This window comes from Roseibium sp. SCP14 (assembly GCF_040329475.1).
Lineage (GTDB): Bacteria > Pseudomonadota > Alphaproteobacteria > Rhizobiales > Stappiaceae > Roseibium.
This window is the reverse complement of record NZ_JBDZYH010000003.1, coordinates 342,572-358,778: the sequence shown is the minus strand read 5'-3', so window position 1 is coordinate 358,778 and position 16,207 is coordinate 342,572. Positions and strand designations below refer to the sequence as shown.

Here is a 16,207-nt window from a genome sequence, read left to right as displayed (position 1 = left end):
TCACGTATTGATCATCTATCGGCTCCAAGAGCTACGCTCCCGACACAAGCCACCGAAAATGAGTGAATTGTGAAAACAGCGTCGAAGCACGCAACCACACGAGTGCATTTGCCTTGAACGCGACGATTTATCGTTACGCCAACACCCTAAGACATTCTTATGATCGAGGAACACTCACGCAAACCGAGGTCCGGTACCGGAGAAAAGCTTGGTGCGGATGGAGGGACTTGAACCCCCACGCCTTGCGGCACCAGAACCTAAATCTGGCGTGTCTACCAATTTCACCACATCCGCGACGCTGGAGCTTTGGGCGCTCCGCGTTTGAAGCGGGGCCTCTATAGCACCACAGATTTTTCCGTCAAAGAAAAAAGGTGCGCTCAGCTTCCCTCCTCCCCCTGTTTGTCCACAAGCGAGGCAATAACGGGCCGGAGCGCCGGCGCGAGGTCTTCTGCCGTCAAGCCCGGACCGACGATTTTCCCGGCTTCGCCGTGCAGCCAGACTGCCTGACAGGCAGCTTCAAAGCCCGGAACATGCTGCGCCAGCAGACCGACGGCAATTCCCGCAAGAACGTCGCCGGAACCGGCAGTCGCCAACCAGGGCGACGCATTTGAATTGATTGCTGCACGTCCATCAGGGGCTGCGATAACTGTGTCTGGGCCTTTCAGTATGACAACTGCACCAGACCTTTCCGCCGCCTGCCTGGCCTTTTTGAGCCTGTCACCCTCAAGGTCCGGAAACAGCCGTTCGAATTCTCGTCCATGCGGCGTAAGAATAACCGGACCACCGGTGAACTTGATTAGCTCGTAGAGGTGCTCCGGATCATCGGCGATACTGGTCAGCGCATCAGCGTCCAGCACCGCTTTCCGCCCAACTTCCAGAACGACCCGTACAGCCTTTGCTGTTTGCTCACCGACACCGTAACCGGGACCGATCAAGACCGTATTCAAGCGCCAATCCGTCAACAGCTCGGCAATCGCTTCGACGGATTTCACCTTTTTCAGCATCACCGCAGTGAGATGGCACGCATTGACCATCAATGCATCGGGAGGAGATGCCAGAGTAACCAACCCCGCCCCTGCCCGAAGTGCGGCATCTGCGGATAGTCTGGCAGCGCCAGTCGCACTCACCGGCCCACCGAGGACCAGCGCATGGCCTCTGTTATATTTGTGGCCCCGAGGGTTCGGAATCGGCCACTCCGACAACCAGAGCTCCGGTGTATTTTCGAAGACAGTGGGCACGATCTCATCGAGAACGCTTGCACAAATTCCGATGTCCGCAATTGTCACAGAGCCACAACATCCCCTCCCCGGATATAGTAAATGCCCTGGCTTTTTCCTGAAGAAGGTGACTGTCGCGCGCGATTGGATCGCATCACCTAAAATCTCACCATTGACCCCATTGATCCCGGATGGAAGGTCAACGGCGACAACGGGCACTCCAGACCCATTGATCTCTCGCACCAGCTGCAGAACAGCACCTGACAGTGGACGATCAAGGCCGGCTCCAAACATGGCATCTATCACTACATCTGCCGCCCCAAGATCCTTCATAAAATCGCATGCGACTTGATCGTCTTCCACCGACACTTCGTAAGACGACCCCATACGCTCAAAGGCGACCAGAGCATCTCCCTTGAGAGCACCAGGATCTTTCAACAGCCGGACATGAACCGCGTACCCAGCCGCCTTCAGGCAACGCGCCGCAACAAAACCGTCCCCACCATTGTTTCCCGGCCCACATGCAATCAAAATATCACCACCTGGAGGCGCGTACTTCATAGCAGCCCGGGCCACCGCTTGCCCCGCCTGCTCCATCAGGTCTATGCCAGGCACGCCCCTTTCAATTGTCAACCGGTCCGCTCGCCCCATTTCTTCAGGCGTTAACATCACGGATCTTGACTGAAGTGGTTCGGACATCATTCGAAACAGGCCTCCATACTCATGAGCGGCACGTTGCATGCGATGCGCAACTTTGTCGAGCTTCATGGCCGTGATGACTTAAACATCACAATTTGAGCTTATTTATTAGGCAGTTTGCACACAAAATATGCAATGTTTTCGCATCGCAAAAATCGAAAGGGATGGCACAAGGAAAGTTCTGCCACTTTTTTTGGCGGATTTCCCCGATTTGCAAAAAAATACTCGTCTGCAATCCAGATTGGCACGCATCATGCTAACGAAATTGCAACGGTCCCTGCCGGGTGACTTTTCTGCTTGCCCGGACCTTCCGACATATAAAGAGCCAGCCGAGACTTCCGGCCCGAAATTGTGGAGAGAGAAACAAGGTGATGAAAAAGATCGAAGCGATCATCAAACCCTTCAAACTTGATGAGGTTAAGGAAGCTCTGCAAGAAGTCGGCCTTCAGGGCATCACAGTAACAGAGGCGAAGGGCTTTGGCCGCCAGAAGGGCCACACCGAACTTTATCGCGGTGCGGAATATGTCGTCGACTTTCTGCCAAAAGTGAAAGTCGAGATCGTTCTCGGAGACGACATGGTCGAAAAGGCCGTTGAGGCGATCCGCTCCGCCGCGCAGACTGGCCGGATCGGCGACGGCAAGATATTCGTTTCCAATATCGAGGAAGCCGTCCGCATCCGTACCGGCGAGTCCGGTATCGACGCCATCTGATCAGCTATTCCGGCGCCTGCCGGCACACCGAATTCCGGTCCGACAAACCAGAGTAACCCAAGATCCTCTGCAGGACCGGAACAAAACCCAACTGTTCAAACGAAAAACTAAAGGGATGGACATAATGACCACCGCTGCTGACGTCCTGAAGGAAATTCAGGAAAAGGACGTTAAATTCGTCGATCTGCGCTTTACCGACCCGAAGGGTAAGATGCAGCACGTCACCATGGACGTTGCACTTGTCGATGAAGACATGTTTGCTGAAGGCGTCGCTTTCGACGGCTCCTCCATCGCAGGCTGGAAGGCCATCAACGAATCCGACATGATGCTGATCCTGGATCCGGAAACCGCTCATATGGATCCGTTCTTCGCTCAGTCCACCATGTCCATCTTCTGTGACATTGTCGATCCGGTCACCGGCGAAGGCTACAACCGCGACCCGCGTATGACCGCAAAGAAGGCTGAAGCCTACGTCAAGTCCGGCGGCTTCGGCGACACCGTATTCGTCGGCCCGGAAGCAGAGTTCTTCATGTTCGACGACGTTCGCTTCAACGCCGACCCGTACAACACCGGCTTCATTCTGGACAGCTCCGAACTGCCGTCCAACATGGGCTCCGAGTACGAAACCGGCAACCTCGGTCACCGTCCGCGCACCAAGGGCGGCTACTTCCCGGTACCGCCGGTCGACAGCGCACAGGACATCCGCTCCGAAATGCTGTCCGTCATGGCCGAAATGGGCGTTCCGACCGAAAAGCATCACCACGAAGTGGCTGCTGCACAGCACGAACTCGGCATGAAGTTCGATCACCTGACCCGCTGCGCTGACAACATGCAGGTCTACAAGTACGTTGTTCACCAGGTCGCACACGCCTATGGCAAAACCTCGACCTTCATGCCGAAGCCGGTCTTCGGCGACAACGGCACAGGCATGCACTGCCACCTGTCCATCTGGAACAACGGCGAGCCGACCTTTGCTGGCAACCAGTACGCTGATCTTTCGGAAAGCTGCCTGTACTTCATCGGTGGTATCCTGAAGCACGCAAAGGCTCTGAACGCCTTCACCAACCCGTCCACCAACTCCTACAAGCGTCTGGTGCCGGGTTACGAAGCTCCGGTTCTGCTGGCTTACTCCTCACGTAACCGCTCCGCGTCCTGCCGCATTCCGTTCACGTCTTCTCCGAAGGCGAAACGCGTTGAAGTTCGCTTCCCGGATCCGACAGCGAACCCGTACCTCTGCTTCTCTGCTCTGCTGATGGCCGGCCTTGACGGCATCAAGAACAAGATCCATCCGGGCGACGCGATGGACAAGAACCTCTACGATCTGCCACCGGAAGAGCTGGCTGAAATCCCGACGGTTTGCGGTTCCCTGCGTGAAGCTCTGGAAGCTGTCGACGCCGACCGTGAATTCCTGAAAGCCGGCGGCGTCTTCGATGACGACCAGATCGACGCTTACATCGAACTAAAGATGGAAGAAGTCGAGCGTTTCGAAATGACCCCGCATCCGGTCGAATTCGACATGTACTACTCCGTCTAAGAGGTCTCCTCTTTCGGAAACGGAAAACCCCGGCTCATCGGCCGGGGTTTTTTGTTGTCCAGTTCGGGAAGGAAATGCAGCTGATCGGCTCAAGCCACTCAATCAAGCTTCGTTGGCAGTGCACCAATCTGCCAGGGAAGGCCTTTTATTGCGTGCCCTACCCCGCATGGCCGGTGAAGCGATCATCGCATTCAGCACTGCCTCCTGGGTGGTTTCCGCCGCCGCCCTAAACAGGAGGTCGATTTTATCCTCCGCAATAATATCGCGAGCGATAACATCACACTCTTCGAAGTGCATGATCCGCTGGGCAGTTGAAAACGCTAACGCAATGTCGCCACTGCCATTGCCGTAAAAAGCTCCAAGTCGCGCAAGACCTGCGCCTGCACGTTTCGCAACCCGCTTCAACTGGCGGCTCTCCAGTGGGGCGTCCGTTGCAAGAACAATGATGACCGAACCCCGTTCTTCACTTTGCCTAAAGTCCTTCGGATGGGGCATGCGCCCATCAGGCAAAACCAGATCTCCGGGGCGTCCGAAGTTGGCCAGGACAAGCGCACCAAGTGTGTAACCTTGCCCGGCAAGTTCGAACACGCGTGACGCCGACCCTATCCCACCCTTGAACCCGAAAGCGCTCATTCCGGTTCCTGCACCAACGCTGCCCTGTTCGAAATCCTCGGAAGCGGCTTCAACGGCTGCACAAGCGTCTGTTTCGGTCAAAGCCATGGCCTGAATGTCGCTGAGATACCCGTCGTTGCATTCCATTACCAGCGGGTTGACCGTTCCGGTCGACCGTCCGATTTCAGGGTTTTCCGAGACGGCACGACGGATCAGGTAATTGACGCCGGTGCCAACACCGAACGTGTTGGTCAACAGGATGGGGGTTTCGAGTGAGCCAAGCTCGTCCACTTGCACCAGTCCTGCGCTCTTGCCGAACCCGTTGATGACTTCGACCGCAGCTGGAAGCTTTTCTCGAAAAAGATTGTCCTGATGAGGCAGAACGGCTGTGAAACCGGTTCTTTGGTCACCATCAATCAGGGTGAAGTGTCCAACGGTCACGTCTGAAACGTCCGTAATTCGGTTGTTCGGACCAACAGGCATGGAACCGCAGATAAGCCCGAGCGAACGGGATGGAGAAACGAGTTCTGAGGACATGTAGCACCGGAAAAAGATATCAATCGGCTGCATTGATAATGAATTCAGGTCATCTCTCAAAACGAAAAAGCCTCCCGAAGGAGGCCATTCGCAATTCCGAACGGGTTGGCGTTAGTGGCAAACCTGCCGATAGCCGACAACAATGTACTGGCGATAGTAAGGGCTCCAGCGCTGGATCGGCTTGTTGTAGCAGCGGACCGGCGCATAGTAGCGCGGCTGAGCCTGAGACGCGATGATCGCACCGGCAGCGAGACCGATAATGGCACCGGCGGCCACGGCACCTGCCCGGTTTTTGGCCTGAGCTTCGCCAGGAGTGACGGTGACGGCTGCGGTTGCTATGGAAGCTACGGTTACGGCTGCGATTGCGAACTTGCGAAACATGACGATCCTCTCTGCTTTCTTCAGCGGCGTTTCCATCGCCGGTAAGTAGATCCTGGACTTTGGAAGAAGCAAACGCTGTGATTGCCGTCACGTCAGGGCATGCTAGGCTGCTCCTGGCGCATAAACCGCAAAAAATGTTGCAAAAATCACATTTTCATTGGAGCAACCCATGTGGGCAATACTTGCAGTTTCCATCCAATTACTGAATGGCCCGAATGTCTGGCCTGTCACGGACGAAGGAACATTTGAAAACGAGACAGATTGTCAGGCAGCGCTCGATGAAGCTGTGCCGCGAACACTTTCCGAGGACATGCGTGTCGCCTGGGAACAGGGTGAACTCAAGTTTATTTGCCTGAAAGTTCGAGGCACTGGAACAACCGGCTAAAAGGCTTTTCCCGTGAGTGCGTTGGCAGAGCTCTCTCCAACAGCCCTGCGATCACGTCATGCACTCACGCCTGAATTCTCCAGATCAGCACAAAAGGTTCAACCATGCTTCAAGGAGCCATGATCGTCTGGTTTGTCCTGACCATCGCCAGCCTGGCGTTCGTTGTCTGGGATTCCATCTTTAACGGCGTAACCAGTTGGGTTCAGAGGCTCGCCTGGGTCCTGGTGGTTGCCTATACCGGACCAGTCGGATGTTTTCTTTATTTCATGACCTGCCGCAGGCCGTTTCCCGGTGGACATGATGCCTTCACCAACAAAACATGGAAGCAGGCAGTGAACAGCGAAATGCACTGCCTTGCGGGCGATGCAACTGGAATTGTCATCGCAGCTGCGATCGTTCCCGCTTTAGGGCTCACAAACGGTTGGGACAGCGTGTTCGAATATATGGCCGGCTTTATCTGCGGCCTCTTCATATTCCAGGCGCTGATGATGCGGGGAATGTTCGACGGCGACTATTGGAAAGCCGTTCAAAAGACTTTCTTCGCAGAAACAGTCTCGATGAATTGCGTCATGGCCGGGATGCTGCCCACGATGATCGTTCTTGCCAGCTTCTGGCCAGGTTCCGTGGAACCGTCAGCGCCGGAATTCTGGTTCCGGATGAGCATCGCTTCCATCGTCGGCTTGGTTGCCGCCTATCCGGTGAATTACTGGCTTGTCGCCTCCCACCTGAAACACGGGTGTATGACCCTGCCCGGAAAGGACACGTCGTCTCTCGGGCACCGCTCGCCCGAGAGACCAATGGCAAACGCAATGAATGGCACGATAGATGGAATGTCCGGCCACAATCACAGCGGAGAAGACCATCATGCGGGGCATGGCAAAATGCAGATGGCAACGCTGCCACTCGCCACGCAATGCATGCTCATTGGCGCTTCATTTGCCTTGTTGATCGGCGCAGGATTCGTAACCGACCTGTTTGTACCGATCACTTTCGGTTTGATGAACTGAAACGGCTCTACCAAACCGCTGCCAACCAACTACCTGAATGTCCTGCAGCAAGCGACACGAAGCTGATCAAGCTCCTGATTAACAAGCTTTCAGGGCCTTTTACCGTTGCCTGCAATTTACAACGCCTCCGGCACGCGTTAGAGCACGTCCCAAGGTATGCCATTCGGCAGGAAACTATTCACGGACGGACAAGCAGGCATGAGCGAGTTCAAATCGGACTTTCTAAACGTTCTTTCAGAGCGTGGTTTCATTCATCAGATTTCCGACCCGAAGGGTCTCGACGAGCTGTGTGCCAAGGAAACCGTAACGGCCTATATCGGTTTTGACTGCACAGCCCCGAGCCTTCATGCCGGTTCTCTCGTGCCGATCATGATGCTGCACTGGTTTCAGAAAACCGGACACCGGCCGATTGCTCTCATGGGCGGCGGCACAACGCGCGTCGGTGACCCTTCCGGAAAGGACGAGAGCCGGAAGATCCTTACCGAGGAAGCAATTGAGGAAAACAAGGCCGGCATCAGGAAAGTTTTCGAAAAACTGCTCACCTTCGGCGACGGCCCTACCGATGCGCTCATGCTCGACAATGCCGACTGGCTGTTGAAGCTGAACTATGTCGATTTTCTGAGAGACATCGGCCGGCACTTCTCTGTCAATCAGATGATCCAGAGGGATTCGGTTCGCCTGCGCCTGGAGCGCGAACAGCATCTTTCCTTCCTTGAATTCAACTACATGCTGCTGCAGGGCTATGACTACCTGGAACTCCACCGTCAAACCGGATGCCGCCTGCAGATGGGCGGATCAGATCAGTGGGGCAACATTCTGTCCGGCACCGACCTTGTACGTAGACTTGCGGAAACGGAGGCATTTGCGCTTACCTCCCCGCTACTGACCACTGCATCGGGTGCCAAGATGGGGAAGACCGCGGCTGGTGCCGTCTGGCTCAACGAAGAGCAACTCTCTGCCTATGACTACTGGCAATACTGGCGCAACACCGAAGACGCGGACGTTGAGCGCTTCCTGAAACTGTTCACCGTGTTGCCGATGGACGAGGTCGCACGGCTGGCCGCACTGCAGGGTTCGGAAATTAACGACGCCAAGAAGATCCTGGCCACCGAAGCAACCGCACTGATCCATGGCCGGGATAATGCTGAAGCTGCGGCTGAAACCGCGCGCAAAGCATTCGAGGAAGGTCAATCCGCGGAAGGTCTGCCGACCGTCGAGATTGCCAGGGCGGAGCTTGAAGCAGGTCTCGGCGTTCTGTCCGCTTTCGTAACAGCTGGCCTGTGCGGATCAAACGGTGACGTTCGCCGCAACATCAAAGGCGGTGCAGTGAAAATCAATGACAAGGGAGAACAGAACGACAAACGTCAGCTTTCCCTTGGAGATGTCACCGAAGACGGTATCATCAAGCTGTCACTCGGCAAGAAGAAGCACGTACTGCTGAAGCCGGTCTGATCGGGACCCAACAGACATTCAAAAAAGGCCGGGCATTTCCCGGCCTTTTTTAATTCGCCTGGAACTCGAACATCTTTCTGAAAATGCCGGGCGCGATCGCCGAGATCGGATTGACTGTCAGAACAGGATCGGAAACCGATCCGGACAGGCGATAGGTCACGCCAATGAGCCCCTCGCCCGAACTTCCTCCGAGAGCAAAGCCAAGCAGCGGAATTTTGGCAAAGAAGTTGTTGAGCGCGTAAATCGGTACAAATGTACCCGTGAGGTTCAATGTCTGTTGATCCAGGTTTACCGTTCCACTGACCGTGCCTCCTAGGGCGTTGCCTCGCAGCGCTCCACGGCTGATCGTCAGAACATCTCCTTCACGGGTAAAATTCAGATCGAGCGTGTCGAAACTTGCAGACCCGTTGACTTGCGCTGCAGGCGTGATCGGATCTCCGGGCCTCGGATTCTGCCGGTTGCGCTCGCGAATACGCTTGATCGCCGGATCTTCGGCAATCTGCAAGGAGCGTACCTTGAATTCGCCTACCCAGCTATCCTCATCCGCCATGGCGACATTCAAAGACCCGCTGCCGCCTCGCATCCGTTCATAAACATCAAGGAACAGGAGCGTAGCACCGGTGTCCGCGAAATTGCCGATCGCCTGCTGGCTATTTTGCTGGTTGACGATCTTGAATTCGAAGTCCGACCGACCGTCAATCAGGCCCTGAAGGTCTGCAGATATCAAACCTTTCTTTCCAGTCTCGATTTTGCCCGAAAAATTGCTGAGACTCTTGTTGTTGAAGCCGATGACGCGATCGATCGAAGCAGAAATCCTGGTGCCATCGGAAAAGTCACCCTCGCCTTTGCTGCCGCCCGGACTGCTGATACTTCGAATCAATCCCCTCCCATCAAATGAAGCCCCGGAAAAGATTATGTTGTAACGACCATCTGAGGCTCTCTGGATATCGACTTCAACATTGTCCTCGGGCCGCAACTTGAATGTGTCAAAAGATGCACTGACCAGATCCCCCTTCGGGCTCAGTCGCATCGCTCCTGAGACGTCTGCTCCTTCCGATACTAGATTGAAATCCTCTATTCGGTTTTCATCTTCGGTCTCGATGAGCTGAAACGTTGCTCTTGCAGGAACGCCCTTGGCCTTTTGCCATCCAAGCGCCTCCAGCCGGATCTGCGTCTGCTTGAGATCGATCGAAAATGCCTGCCCTTCACCTTCTTTCGCAACCGATAGCGTCATTGGCCCCTTCAAAAAGGCGGTCAGGTCGATACCTTTCTCTTTCAACTGCGCCGCGGTGACAGCAACAACGACATCCTGCTTTGCTTCGACACTCGAACCACCCAAGGGTACAACGAGATCAATATCGGCCTGCAGACCATCAAGAATTCCGTTGCCCGTGATCGTCACTTGCTCGCGGTTGGCATCCAACGAGATATCGGCGCTTTTGATCGTGTGACCCATGATCGGATTTTCATCCGAAAAATTTGTCATTTGTCCGGTGGCATGCCAATCGATTTCCGTGACGTCGATTTTCTTGCCAAGCGGGAACATTGCATCAATGTCCAGGTTTCCTGTACCGCTGACACCATCGTTTTTCAGGTTTGCACGATCAAGGACGCTGAATGGAGCACTGTTGACCACGGCCCCAAGGTCTTTGGTCTCACCTTCTGCCTTGATGGCAACTTTGGCCATTTTTCCATGCCTCAGCGGCAGGTTGAGTATCTCGAACATCCCCTCTGGCAAAACGATTTCGCCGCCATTGGAAGCCGTCGCCGAACCGTCCTTGGCCAAAACGGTCAGAGTTTCATCCTTGATGGTCAGCGTTCCGTTCAGACCACGTATCTCGGGAACGTCTCCAACCGGTGTAACCGCGCCATCGGAAAATGTCATATCGAGCCGTAAATCATCTCCAGACCAGCCCGGATCCGGATCGCGGTAGTTGAAACCAGGCGGACGTATGGCGCCAGTAAACGAGACGGTCTCGAGAAGACCGCCTTTGATATTGTCTATCACCCACCGACGTGCAGGCGGAACCAGTGTGATCGGCCAAAGCTGCTTGGCGGCCGCCACCGGGATCTTTTCCCCGTCCGCTGCCAGCGCAAGATAAGGACCCTCGGGAGTGATCTGTACAGAAGCAACGCCATGGACCACAGCTTTCCCGGATCTGGCAGTGAACCTGTTGATGGAAAGCAGACGCTTTGTCGGGTCAAACCGGGCACGCACCGAAACACCGTCAAGCATATGCGTTGCTTCAGGAACATCAGAGGAGCCGAATTGGGGATGCTTCGTATCCAGCCATATCGACCAGTCCGGCGATCCCTCGCCAACGGGCTTCAACCCGCCTGTGAAAAAAATTTTGGTATTGCCCCGAATAACATGAGAAGTGGTGATCTCAATTGTGCTTTGCCCCGCCTTGAACAGAAGCGACAGGGCTGCATCATCAAATGCAACAAGGGTTCTGCCAAGTTGAAACCACCCGTCCCGCATGAGTGCCACTGCATTCGCAGATATGAACTTGCCGTTGCCGTCCAGCTTGCTTTCGATCTTCGCTGAAGCAGGTAGCCCGAGACCTTTACCCTGTTTGCCGACTGCGTTCGGGCCCAGCAATTCGGCAAGCGTAATGCCGTTGACCACTACTCCAATGCTTTTCTCATCACCGCCCTGGGGCGCGCGTCTTGCAAGTTCCAGACGCCAGGTCGAAATGTTACCGGTCACTCTCGCCAGAGCTCTGATAGTTCGATTGTCACTGCGCAGGATGTCGGAATCGATACCTTCAAATCTCCGGGGAAAAGCCCCTTTGATCTCGATGGACCCTTCACGAATTTTGACGAAACGAAGTCCCCGGCGAGCAAACTGATCGTCAACGACATCGCTCACGCGATCGACTGCTTCCATCAACGGTCCCATTTCAGGCACCTTTGCCGGTCCTCCCTTGAGGGAAACAGTCACATGAGGTTTTTGCAGGTTAAGCGAAGAGAAGTGTACTTTTCCCGACAAAAGGGCATCAGGATCTAGTGGAGCAATCAGCTTGGGCAAAACGATGCTTACCGGAGAATTCCCGGCGATCTCGGCCCGTGCGTCTTCCAGAATGATATCGATCCCGGTGGGTGCAGTGAAGTCTACACTTGCCTTAGCAACTGAAAGCTGCACCGGCCCTCTTGTCCCCTGATAGGCCAACATACTGCCGAGCATGGGGATTCGGACCGGACCGCTGGAAAAAAGAATGACGAGACCCGAGACGGCGCACACAACAAGGGCCAGCAAAATGTAACGCAGGCGGAAGCGCTTGCGCCAAGGCTTGGCATTCTTGGTTTCTGTCGGTCCTTCAGATCCACCAGGTTTGTGCAACTAAGTCAGTCCATTCTTCCGCCTGAATGTTTAAAACAGGCATCCTGTGTAATCCGGGGCAAGGCACCTGGGTTATCGTACGCAGCGTTGATCGAGTCGCTATACGACCTATGATACGTCGAAAGCTGCGATAAAAGCGACAGCTGCATTTTGATAGACAGCCGGCTAACGGCATTAACGCACAAACTATGACAGAAGGAAGGCAGAATGGGCGAATTGGCCATAGGGGATACGGCACCGGAATTTGACCTTGAAAGTGACGGTGGAAAAAGAATTTCTCTTGGGGCACTGAAGGGAAATCCCGTCGTTGTGTATTTCTATCCGAAAGACAACACACCGGGCTGCACGAAGGAGGCAATTGCCTTTTCTGAAATGATCGGAGAGTTCGACAAACTGGGTGCAACCATTGTCGGTCTTTCACCAGATACAGCACGGAAACACGATAACTTTATTGCCAAACACAATCTGGCGGTCAGGCTTGGTGCCGACACCGAAAAACAGACCGCTGAGGCTTATGGGGTCTGGGTGGAGAAATCCATGTACGGGAAAAAGTATATGGGCGTGGAGCGTTCAACATTTCTGGTGGACGCCGCCGGCAAAATCGCTCAGATCTGGCGAAAGGTCAAAGTTCCGGGACACGCGCAGGCAGTGCTCGAAGCCACCCGAGAACTCTAAAATTGCCAGGCCTCAAAAACCGGCGACAAGGAATTGAGCTTTCTAGAGAATGACAGACACTTTCACGTCCGATCTGCCCTCCAGCCTCGTAGCAGGCGCAAGAGCCATCGTCACTAACTCGGACACCACTGAAAAGGTTCGATTGGCATTTGCCGTATCAAAAGCCTGGTTCCAGAGAAGTCTGGCTTTGGGAACTCTATCAAAGGACGGCCCGATGCCGGACCGTCCGGGCAGACCTGACAAGCCGGTTTTGCTAGCGCCGAGAGACATGCCCAAGCGCAACCTCACCGGCAAGACCGGTCGACTTGCTCTCATTCATTCTCTTGCTCATATCGAACTGAATGCGGTGGATCTGACCTGGGACCTGATTGGCCGCTTCGCAGACATTCGCCTGCCCCGCTCCTACTATGATGACTGGGTCAGGGTCGGGCTTGAAGAAGCCAAGCACTTTTCCATGCTTCAGGACCGCTTGGCCAAATTGAACGCCACCTATGGCGACCTGCCAGCTCACGACGGCCTTTGGCAAGCAGCTCAGGATACGGGTCATGACCTCGCAGCCCGGCTCGCCATTATTCCACTCGTTCTGGAAGCACGTGGGCTGGATATTACCCCTCCCATGATTGAAAAAGCACGCAAGATCGGTGACGAGGAAACCGCAAGGTGCCTCGATATCATCTATCGGGATGAAAAGTTCCACGTCGCTTTTGGTGCGAAGTGGTTCCGATTCTTGTGTGATCGGCAGGGAATCAGACCGGAACCGGCGTTTCATACATTCGTTCGCCGTCATTTCAGGGGATCCCTGAAGCCCCCCTTCAATGATCGCGCGCGCTCCGAAGCCGGCTTAACCCCCGGTTTTTACAAGCCTCTCGCACGTCTCGCTGGGTAATTTCAACCCTGATGAAGACGAAATATTAACCTTACCAAATTCTAATCAGACTCAGTTCTTTTGCAGAATGCAGGCAGTGACTGAGTGACAATGCAACAGCGCCAAGAATCGACGCAGAGCTTCCGATCGCCTAAAGAGCCGACGCATCATTCGGCGCTGGGCAGAAATGCCCAGACGACCGCTTACAGCGTCCGGCCGCTACACCTGATTTGCGGTGCGCTAGCCTGCATTTCAGCAACCTTGGCGGTCTCTGGTACAATCGGATACTACTTTCTTCGCAACGATATGATCGCTGAAGCCAGCGCGGAACGTACCGAGCTGGTTCTGGAGTACCAGGATCATATAGACCGGCTCAGAACTGAAATTGAAAACCTGACAAGCCGTCAGATGGTTGATCGCGAGTCGGTCGAAATTCAGGTGATGGACGTTCTTCGCAGACAACAGAGCCTGAATCAGCGGCACGCCATTGTCGCGGATCTGGTTGCGCGTGCTGAAAGCGTTGGCATCTATCTCAACAATGACAAACCGATGCCGCCACAAAAGCCCGCTATTGATGAGCGGAGCCTCGCGTCAATCGGATCCGATGACAAGTCCGCTATTGGAGGTGAAAGCGAGCTGATCGATGAGCCGGTCAAGGCCTTGGGCTTGCGAGACGGAACAAGTAAGAGTTTTGATCCACTCTCGGTTCTTCAACTACCGGTACAAGAATCAGACTCCGCGGATGTAAAAAAAAACACTGAAAAACAGGCCGCACTAGATGCCGTTAAGGCTCACATCAGTGAAATGGATGTCGAAAGCACAGTTGCGATTGATGCAATAACCGTTGCAACGGAAAGCCGGATAGAAGACATCCTCGGCATTACGCTCAAAATCACTCCCAGAATAAACGCGGCTTTGCGCAAGAACGCGGCCATCGGAGGACCTTTTCAGCCCATTTCTTCCAATACTTTTCCGGACCGGCTCAAACGAGCGGATACAGCCTTGCAAACCCTGAGAAGGGTCAAATTCACGGCCCTTCGCTTGCCGATCAAGCGTCCGTTACGCAATGGCAGAGTGTCCAGTAGCTATGGACCTCGGGTCGACCCATTTCTCGGCCGATTGGCCATGCATACCGGTATTGATTTCAAGGCCCCCTATGGCGCACGTGTCTACGCAACGGCTCCAGGCACCGTCATCACGGCAAAGCGAAAAGGGGGATACGGGAAGATGGTGGAAATCCGGCATGCCAACGGATTCGTTACACGCTATGCCCATATGAGCCGAATTCAGATCGCTGCGGGAGATCATGTGCTGGCTGGAGATCTGATCGGAAACGTCGGCTCTACCGGCCGCTCTACCGGCCCTCACCTTCACTATGAAATTCGTCGTCACGACAAACCAAGGAACCCAGCGGCTTTTCTTTCAGCCGGCGAACTGTTGTCGGAACTTTCCCTTTAATGCAAAACGGGGCCACCCGGCCCCGTTTGTTTGTTCAGGCGTACGCGACGACCTACTCGATATCTTCAACTTCAACCGGATCACCGCCAAATACCCGTTGGGCAAGGGCTGCTTCCATGAACTTGTCGAGATCACCATCGAGAACATCGCCCGGCGACGTACTTTCCACACCGGTCCTGAGATCCTTCACCAACTGATAGGGCTGAAGAACATACGATCGGATCTGGTGTCCCCAGCCGATGTCAGTCTTTGAGGCTGCCTCCGCATTCGCAGCTTCTTCGCGCTTCTTGAGTTCAGCCTCGTAAAGACGCGCCTTCAACATGCCCCAGGCTGTTGCCCGGTTTTTGTGCTGCGAGCGCTCGGACTGGCACTGCACGACGATACCAGTCGGCTGGTGCGTGATGCGAACTGCCGAATCGGTGGTGTTGACGTGCTGCCCACCCGCACCGGAGGCGCGGTAGGTATCGATGCGGCAATCGCTTTCGTTGATATCGATCTCGATCGAATCGTCGATCACCGGGTAAACCCAGGCACTCGAGAAGCTGGTATGACGGCGGGCGTTGCTGTCATAGGGCGAAATCCGGACCAGACGGTGAACGCCCGACTCGGTCTTCATCCAGCCATAGGCATTTTCACCCTTGATCAGCAGGGTCGCCGATTTGATTCCGGCTTCTTCGCCATCGTGATATTCGAGAATTTCCACCTTGAAGCCACGTTTTTCGGCCCAACGCCTGTACATGCGCAGAAGCATGGAAGCCCAATCCTGGCTCTCCGTGCCGCCTGCACCTGAATTGATCTCAAGATAGGTGTCATTGCCGTCGGCTTCACCGGATAGCAGCGAATTGAGCTGCAGTTGGTCGACCGTCGTCTTTAGTCCGCGCAAAGCTTCTTCCGCATCGGCCACGACGGAAGCATCGTCTTCCATCTCGCCGAGCTCAATCAGCTCTATGTTGTCGGACACATCCTGTTCCAGTCCCTTGACGCCATTGATGCCGTCATCAAGTTGCTGGCGCTCGCGCATCAGTTTCTGAGCTTTGGACGGATCGTTCCACAGCTCCGGATCTTCAGAAAGGGCGTTCAGTTCTTCCAGACGGACAAGAGCCTGATCCCAGTCAAAGATGCCTCCTCAGCAGGCTTATGGCCTGCTTGATTTCATCGACGATCGCTTCCATCTCGGCGCGCATCGGATACCTCTCTCAGATTAAGCGAAACGGCCCGGTCTCGCATTCGAGCAACCGGGCCGAGAATTGGAGCCGGACCTTAGCCGGGCCGGCAACCGGTGTAAACCACGTAAATCGCAGTGGATTACAATCCTGCTTGTAGGCATGAAGC

13 protein-coding genes and 1 tRNA gene are annotated in these 16,207 nt (G+C 54.8%); 8 read left to right on the top strand and 6 right to left on the bottom strand.

Annotated features, from left to right (window positions below):
• Positions 1-209: 209 nt before the first annotated feature.
• A tRNA-Leu gene (locus ABLQ08_RS14285) sits at positions 210-294 on the bottom strand.
• An 83-nt stretch (positions 295-377) separates the two neighbouring features.
• Complete coding sequence (locus ABLQ08_RS14280; protein ID WP_352943430.1) at positions 378-1,919, bottom strand: NAD(P)H-hydrate dehydratase; 1,542 nt, start codon at positions 1,917-1,919, stop codon at positions 378-380.
• A 368-nt stretch (positions 1,920-2,287) separates the two neighbouring features.
• Between ABLQ08_RS14280 and ABLQ08_RS14275 the strand changes: the two genes are divergently transcribed.
• A complete protein-coding gene (locus tag ABLQ08_RS14275; RefSeq protein ID WP_094074571.1) occupies positions 2,288-2,626 on the top strand; it encodes a P-II family nitrogen regulator in 339 nt (112 codons plus the stop codon).
• Between the two features lie 124 nt (positions 2,627-2,750).
• The gene (glnA, locus tag ABLQ08_RS14270; protein ID WP_352943427.1) at positions 2,751-4,160 is read left to right on the top strand and encodes a type I glutamate--ammonia ligase; all 1,410 of its coding nucleotides are present in this window, start codon (positions 2,751-2,753) and stop codon (positions 4,158-4,160) included.
• Between the two features lie 102 nt (positions 4,161-4,262).
• On the opposite strand, the gene ABLQ08_RS14265 is transcribed toward glnA, so the two are convergent.
• Together ABLQ08_RS14265 and ABLQ08_RS14260 are read right to left on the bottom strand one after the other, a co-directional pair.
• Positions 4,263-5,309 (bottom strand): P1 family peptidase, encoded by a 1,047-nt coding sequence (locus ABLQ08_RS14265; RefSeq protein ID WP_352944398.1) that lies wholly within the window; start codon positions 5,307-5,309, stop codon positions 4,263-4,265.
• Between the two features lie 111 nt (positions 5,310-5,420).
• On the bottom strand, positions 5,421-5,690 hold the full coding sequence (locus tag ABLQ08_RS14260) for a tyrosyl-tRNA synthetase (RefSeq protein ID WP_352943424.1): 270 nt from the start codon (positions 5,688-5,690) through the stop codon (positions 5,421-5,423).
• A 169-nt stretch (positions 5,691-5,859) separates the two neighbouring features.
• Here ABLQ08_RS14260 and ABLQ08_RS14255 point away from each other — a divergent pair, with 169 nt between their 5' ends.
• The 3 genes from ABLQ08_RS14255 to tyrS all read left to right on the top strand — a co-directional run bounded on the left by ABLQ08_RS14255 (position 5,860) and on the right by tyrS (position 8,534).
• The gene (locus ABLQ08_RS14255; protein WP_352943422.1) at positions 5,860-6,075 is read left to right on the top strand and encodes a hypothetical protein; all 216 of its coding nucleotides are present in this window, start codon (positions 5,860-5,862) and stop codon (positions 6,073-6,075) included.
• A 104-nt stretch (positions 6,076-6,179) separates the two neighbouring features.
• Entirely contained in the window at positions 6,180-7,082 is a 903-nt protein-coding gene (locus tag ABLQ08_RS14250) for a DUF4396 domain-containing protein (protein ID WP_352943419.1), read from the top strand.
• 198 nt (positions 7,083-7,280) lie between these two features.
• Positions 7,281-8,534: a tyrosine--tRNA ligase gene (gene tyrS, locus ABLQ08_RS14245; RefSeq protein ID WP_352943416.1), complete on the top strand. Its 1,254-nt coding sequence runs from the start codon at positions 7,281-7,283 to the stop codon at positions 8,532-8,534.
• 49 nt (positions 8,535-8,583) lie between these two features.
• On the opposite strand, the gene ABLQ08_RS14240 is transcribed toward tyrS, so the two are convergent.
• The gene (locus ABLQ08_RS14240) at positions 8,584-11,877 is read right to left on the bottom strand and encodes an AsmA-like C-terminal domain-containing protein (RefSeq protein WP_352943413.1); all 3,294 of its coding nucleotides are present in this window, start codon (positions 11,875-11,877) and stop codon (positions 8,584-8,586) included.
• A gap of 207 nt (positions 11,878-12,084) precedes the next feature.
• Between ABLQ08_RS14240 and bcp the strand changes: the two genes are divergently transcribed.
• The 3 genes from bcp to ABLQ08_RS14225 all read left to right on the top strand — a co-directional run bounded on the left by bcp (position 12,085) and on the right by ABLQ08_RS14225 (position 14,875).
• Positions 12,085-12,552 (top strand): thioredoxin-dependent thiol peroxidase, encoded by a 468-nt coding sequence (bcp, locus tag ABLQ08_RS14235; protein ID WP_352943410.1) that lies wholly within the window; start codon positions 12,085-12,087, stop codon positions 12,550-12,552.
• A 49-nt stretch (positions 12,553-12,601) separates the two neighbouring features.
• The gene (locus tag ABLQ08_RS14230; RefSeq protein ID WP_352943407.1) at positions 12,602-13,438 is read left to right on the top strand and encodes a ferritin-like domain-containing protein; all 837 of its coding nucleotides are present in this window, start codon (positions 12,602-12,604) and stop codon (positions 13,436-13,438) included.
• A 90-nt stretch (positions 13,439-13,528) separates the two neighbouring features.
• Positions 13,529-14,875: a M23 family metallopeptidase gene (locus ABLQ08_RS14225; RefSeq protein ID WP_352943404.1), complete on the top strand. Its 1,347-nt coding sequence runs from the start codon at positions 13,529-13,531 to the stop codon at positions 14,873-14,875.
• A 52-nt stretch (positions 14,876-14,927) separates the two neighbouring features.
• On the opposite strand, the gene prfB is transcribed toward ABLQ08_RS14225, so the two are convergent.
• Positions 14,928-16,059 (bottom strand): peptide chain release factor 2 gene (gene prfB / locus ABLQ08_RS14220; protein WP_352943402.1). Its coding sequence is split into 2 segments (ribosomal slippage): positions 14,928-15,989 and positions 15,991-16,059, totalling 1,131 coding nucleotides; the frame shifts between segments, so codons are not numbered across the junction.
• Positions 16,060-16,207 lie beyond the last annotated feature (148 nt).

What these genes read in the sequence shown, in the direction of transcription:
- ABLQ08_RS14250 (WP_352943419.1), top strand. Translation starts at nt 6,180, where the DNA reads ATGCTTCAAGGAGCCATGATCGTCTGGTTTGTCCTGACCATCGCCAGC.
- ABLQ08_RS14280 (WP_352943430.1), bottom strand. Translation starts at nt 1,919, where the DNA reads ATGATGTCCGAACCACTTCAGTCAAGATCCGTGATGTTAACGCCTGAA.
- ABLQ08_RS14275 (WP_094074571.1), top strand. Translation starts at nt 2,288, where the DNA reads ATGAAAAAGATCGAAGCGATCATCAAACCCTTCAAACTTGATGAGGTT.
- ABLQ08_RS14265 (WP_352944398.1), bottom strand. Translation starts at nt 5,309, where the DNA reads ATGTCCTCAGAACTCGTTTCTCCATCCCGTTCGCTCGGGCTTATCTGC.
- tyrS (WP_352943416.1), top strand. Translation starts at nt 7,281, where the DNA reads ATGAGCGAGTTCAAATCGGACTTTCTAAACGTTCTTTCAGAGCGTGGT.
- ABLQ08_RS14230 (WP_352943407.1), top strand. Translation starts at nt 12,602, where the DNA reads ATGACAGACACTTTCACGTCCGATCTGCCCTCCAGCCTCGTAGCAGGC.
- ABLQ08_RS14255 (WP_352943422.1), top strand. Translation starts at nt 5,860, where the DNA reads ATGTGGGCAATACTTGCAGTTTCCATCCAATTACTGAATGGCCCGAAT.
- ABLQ08_RS14260 (WP_352943424.1), bottom strand. Translation starts at nt 5,690, where the DNA reads ATGTTTCGCAAGTTCGCAATCGCAGCCGTAACCGTAGCTTCCATAGCA.
- bcp (WP_352943410.1), top strand. Translation starts at nt 12,085, where the DNA reads ATGGGCGAATTGGCCATAGGGGATACGGCACCGGAATTTGACCTTGAA.
- ABLQ08_RS14225 (WP_352943404.1), top strand. Translation starts at nt 13,529, where the DNA reads ATGCAACAGCGCCAAGAATCGACGCAGAGCTTCCGATCGCCTAAAGAG.
- glnA (WP_352943427.1), top strand. Translation starts at nt 2,751, where the DNA reads ATGACCACCGCTGCTGACGTCCTGAAGGAAATTCAGGAAAAGGACGTT.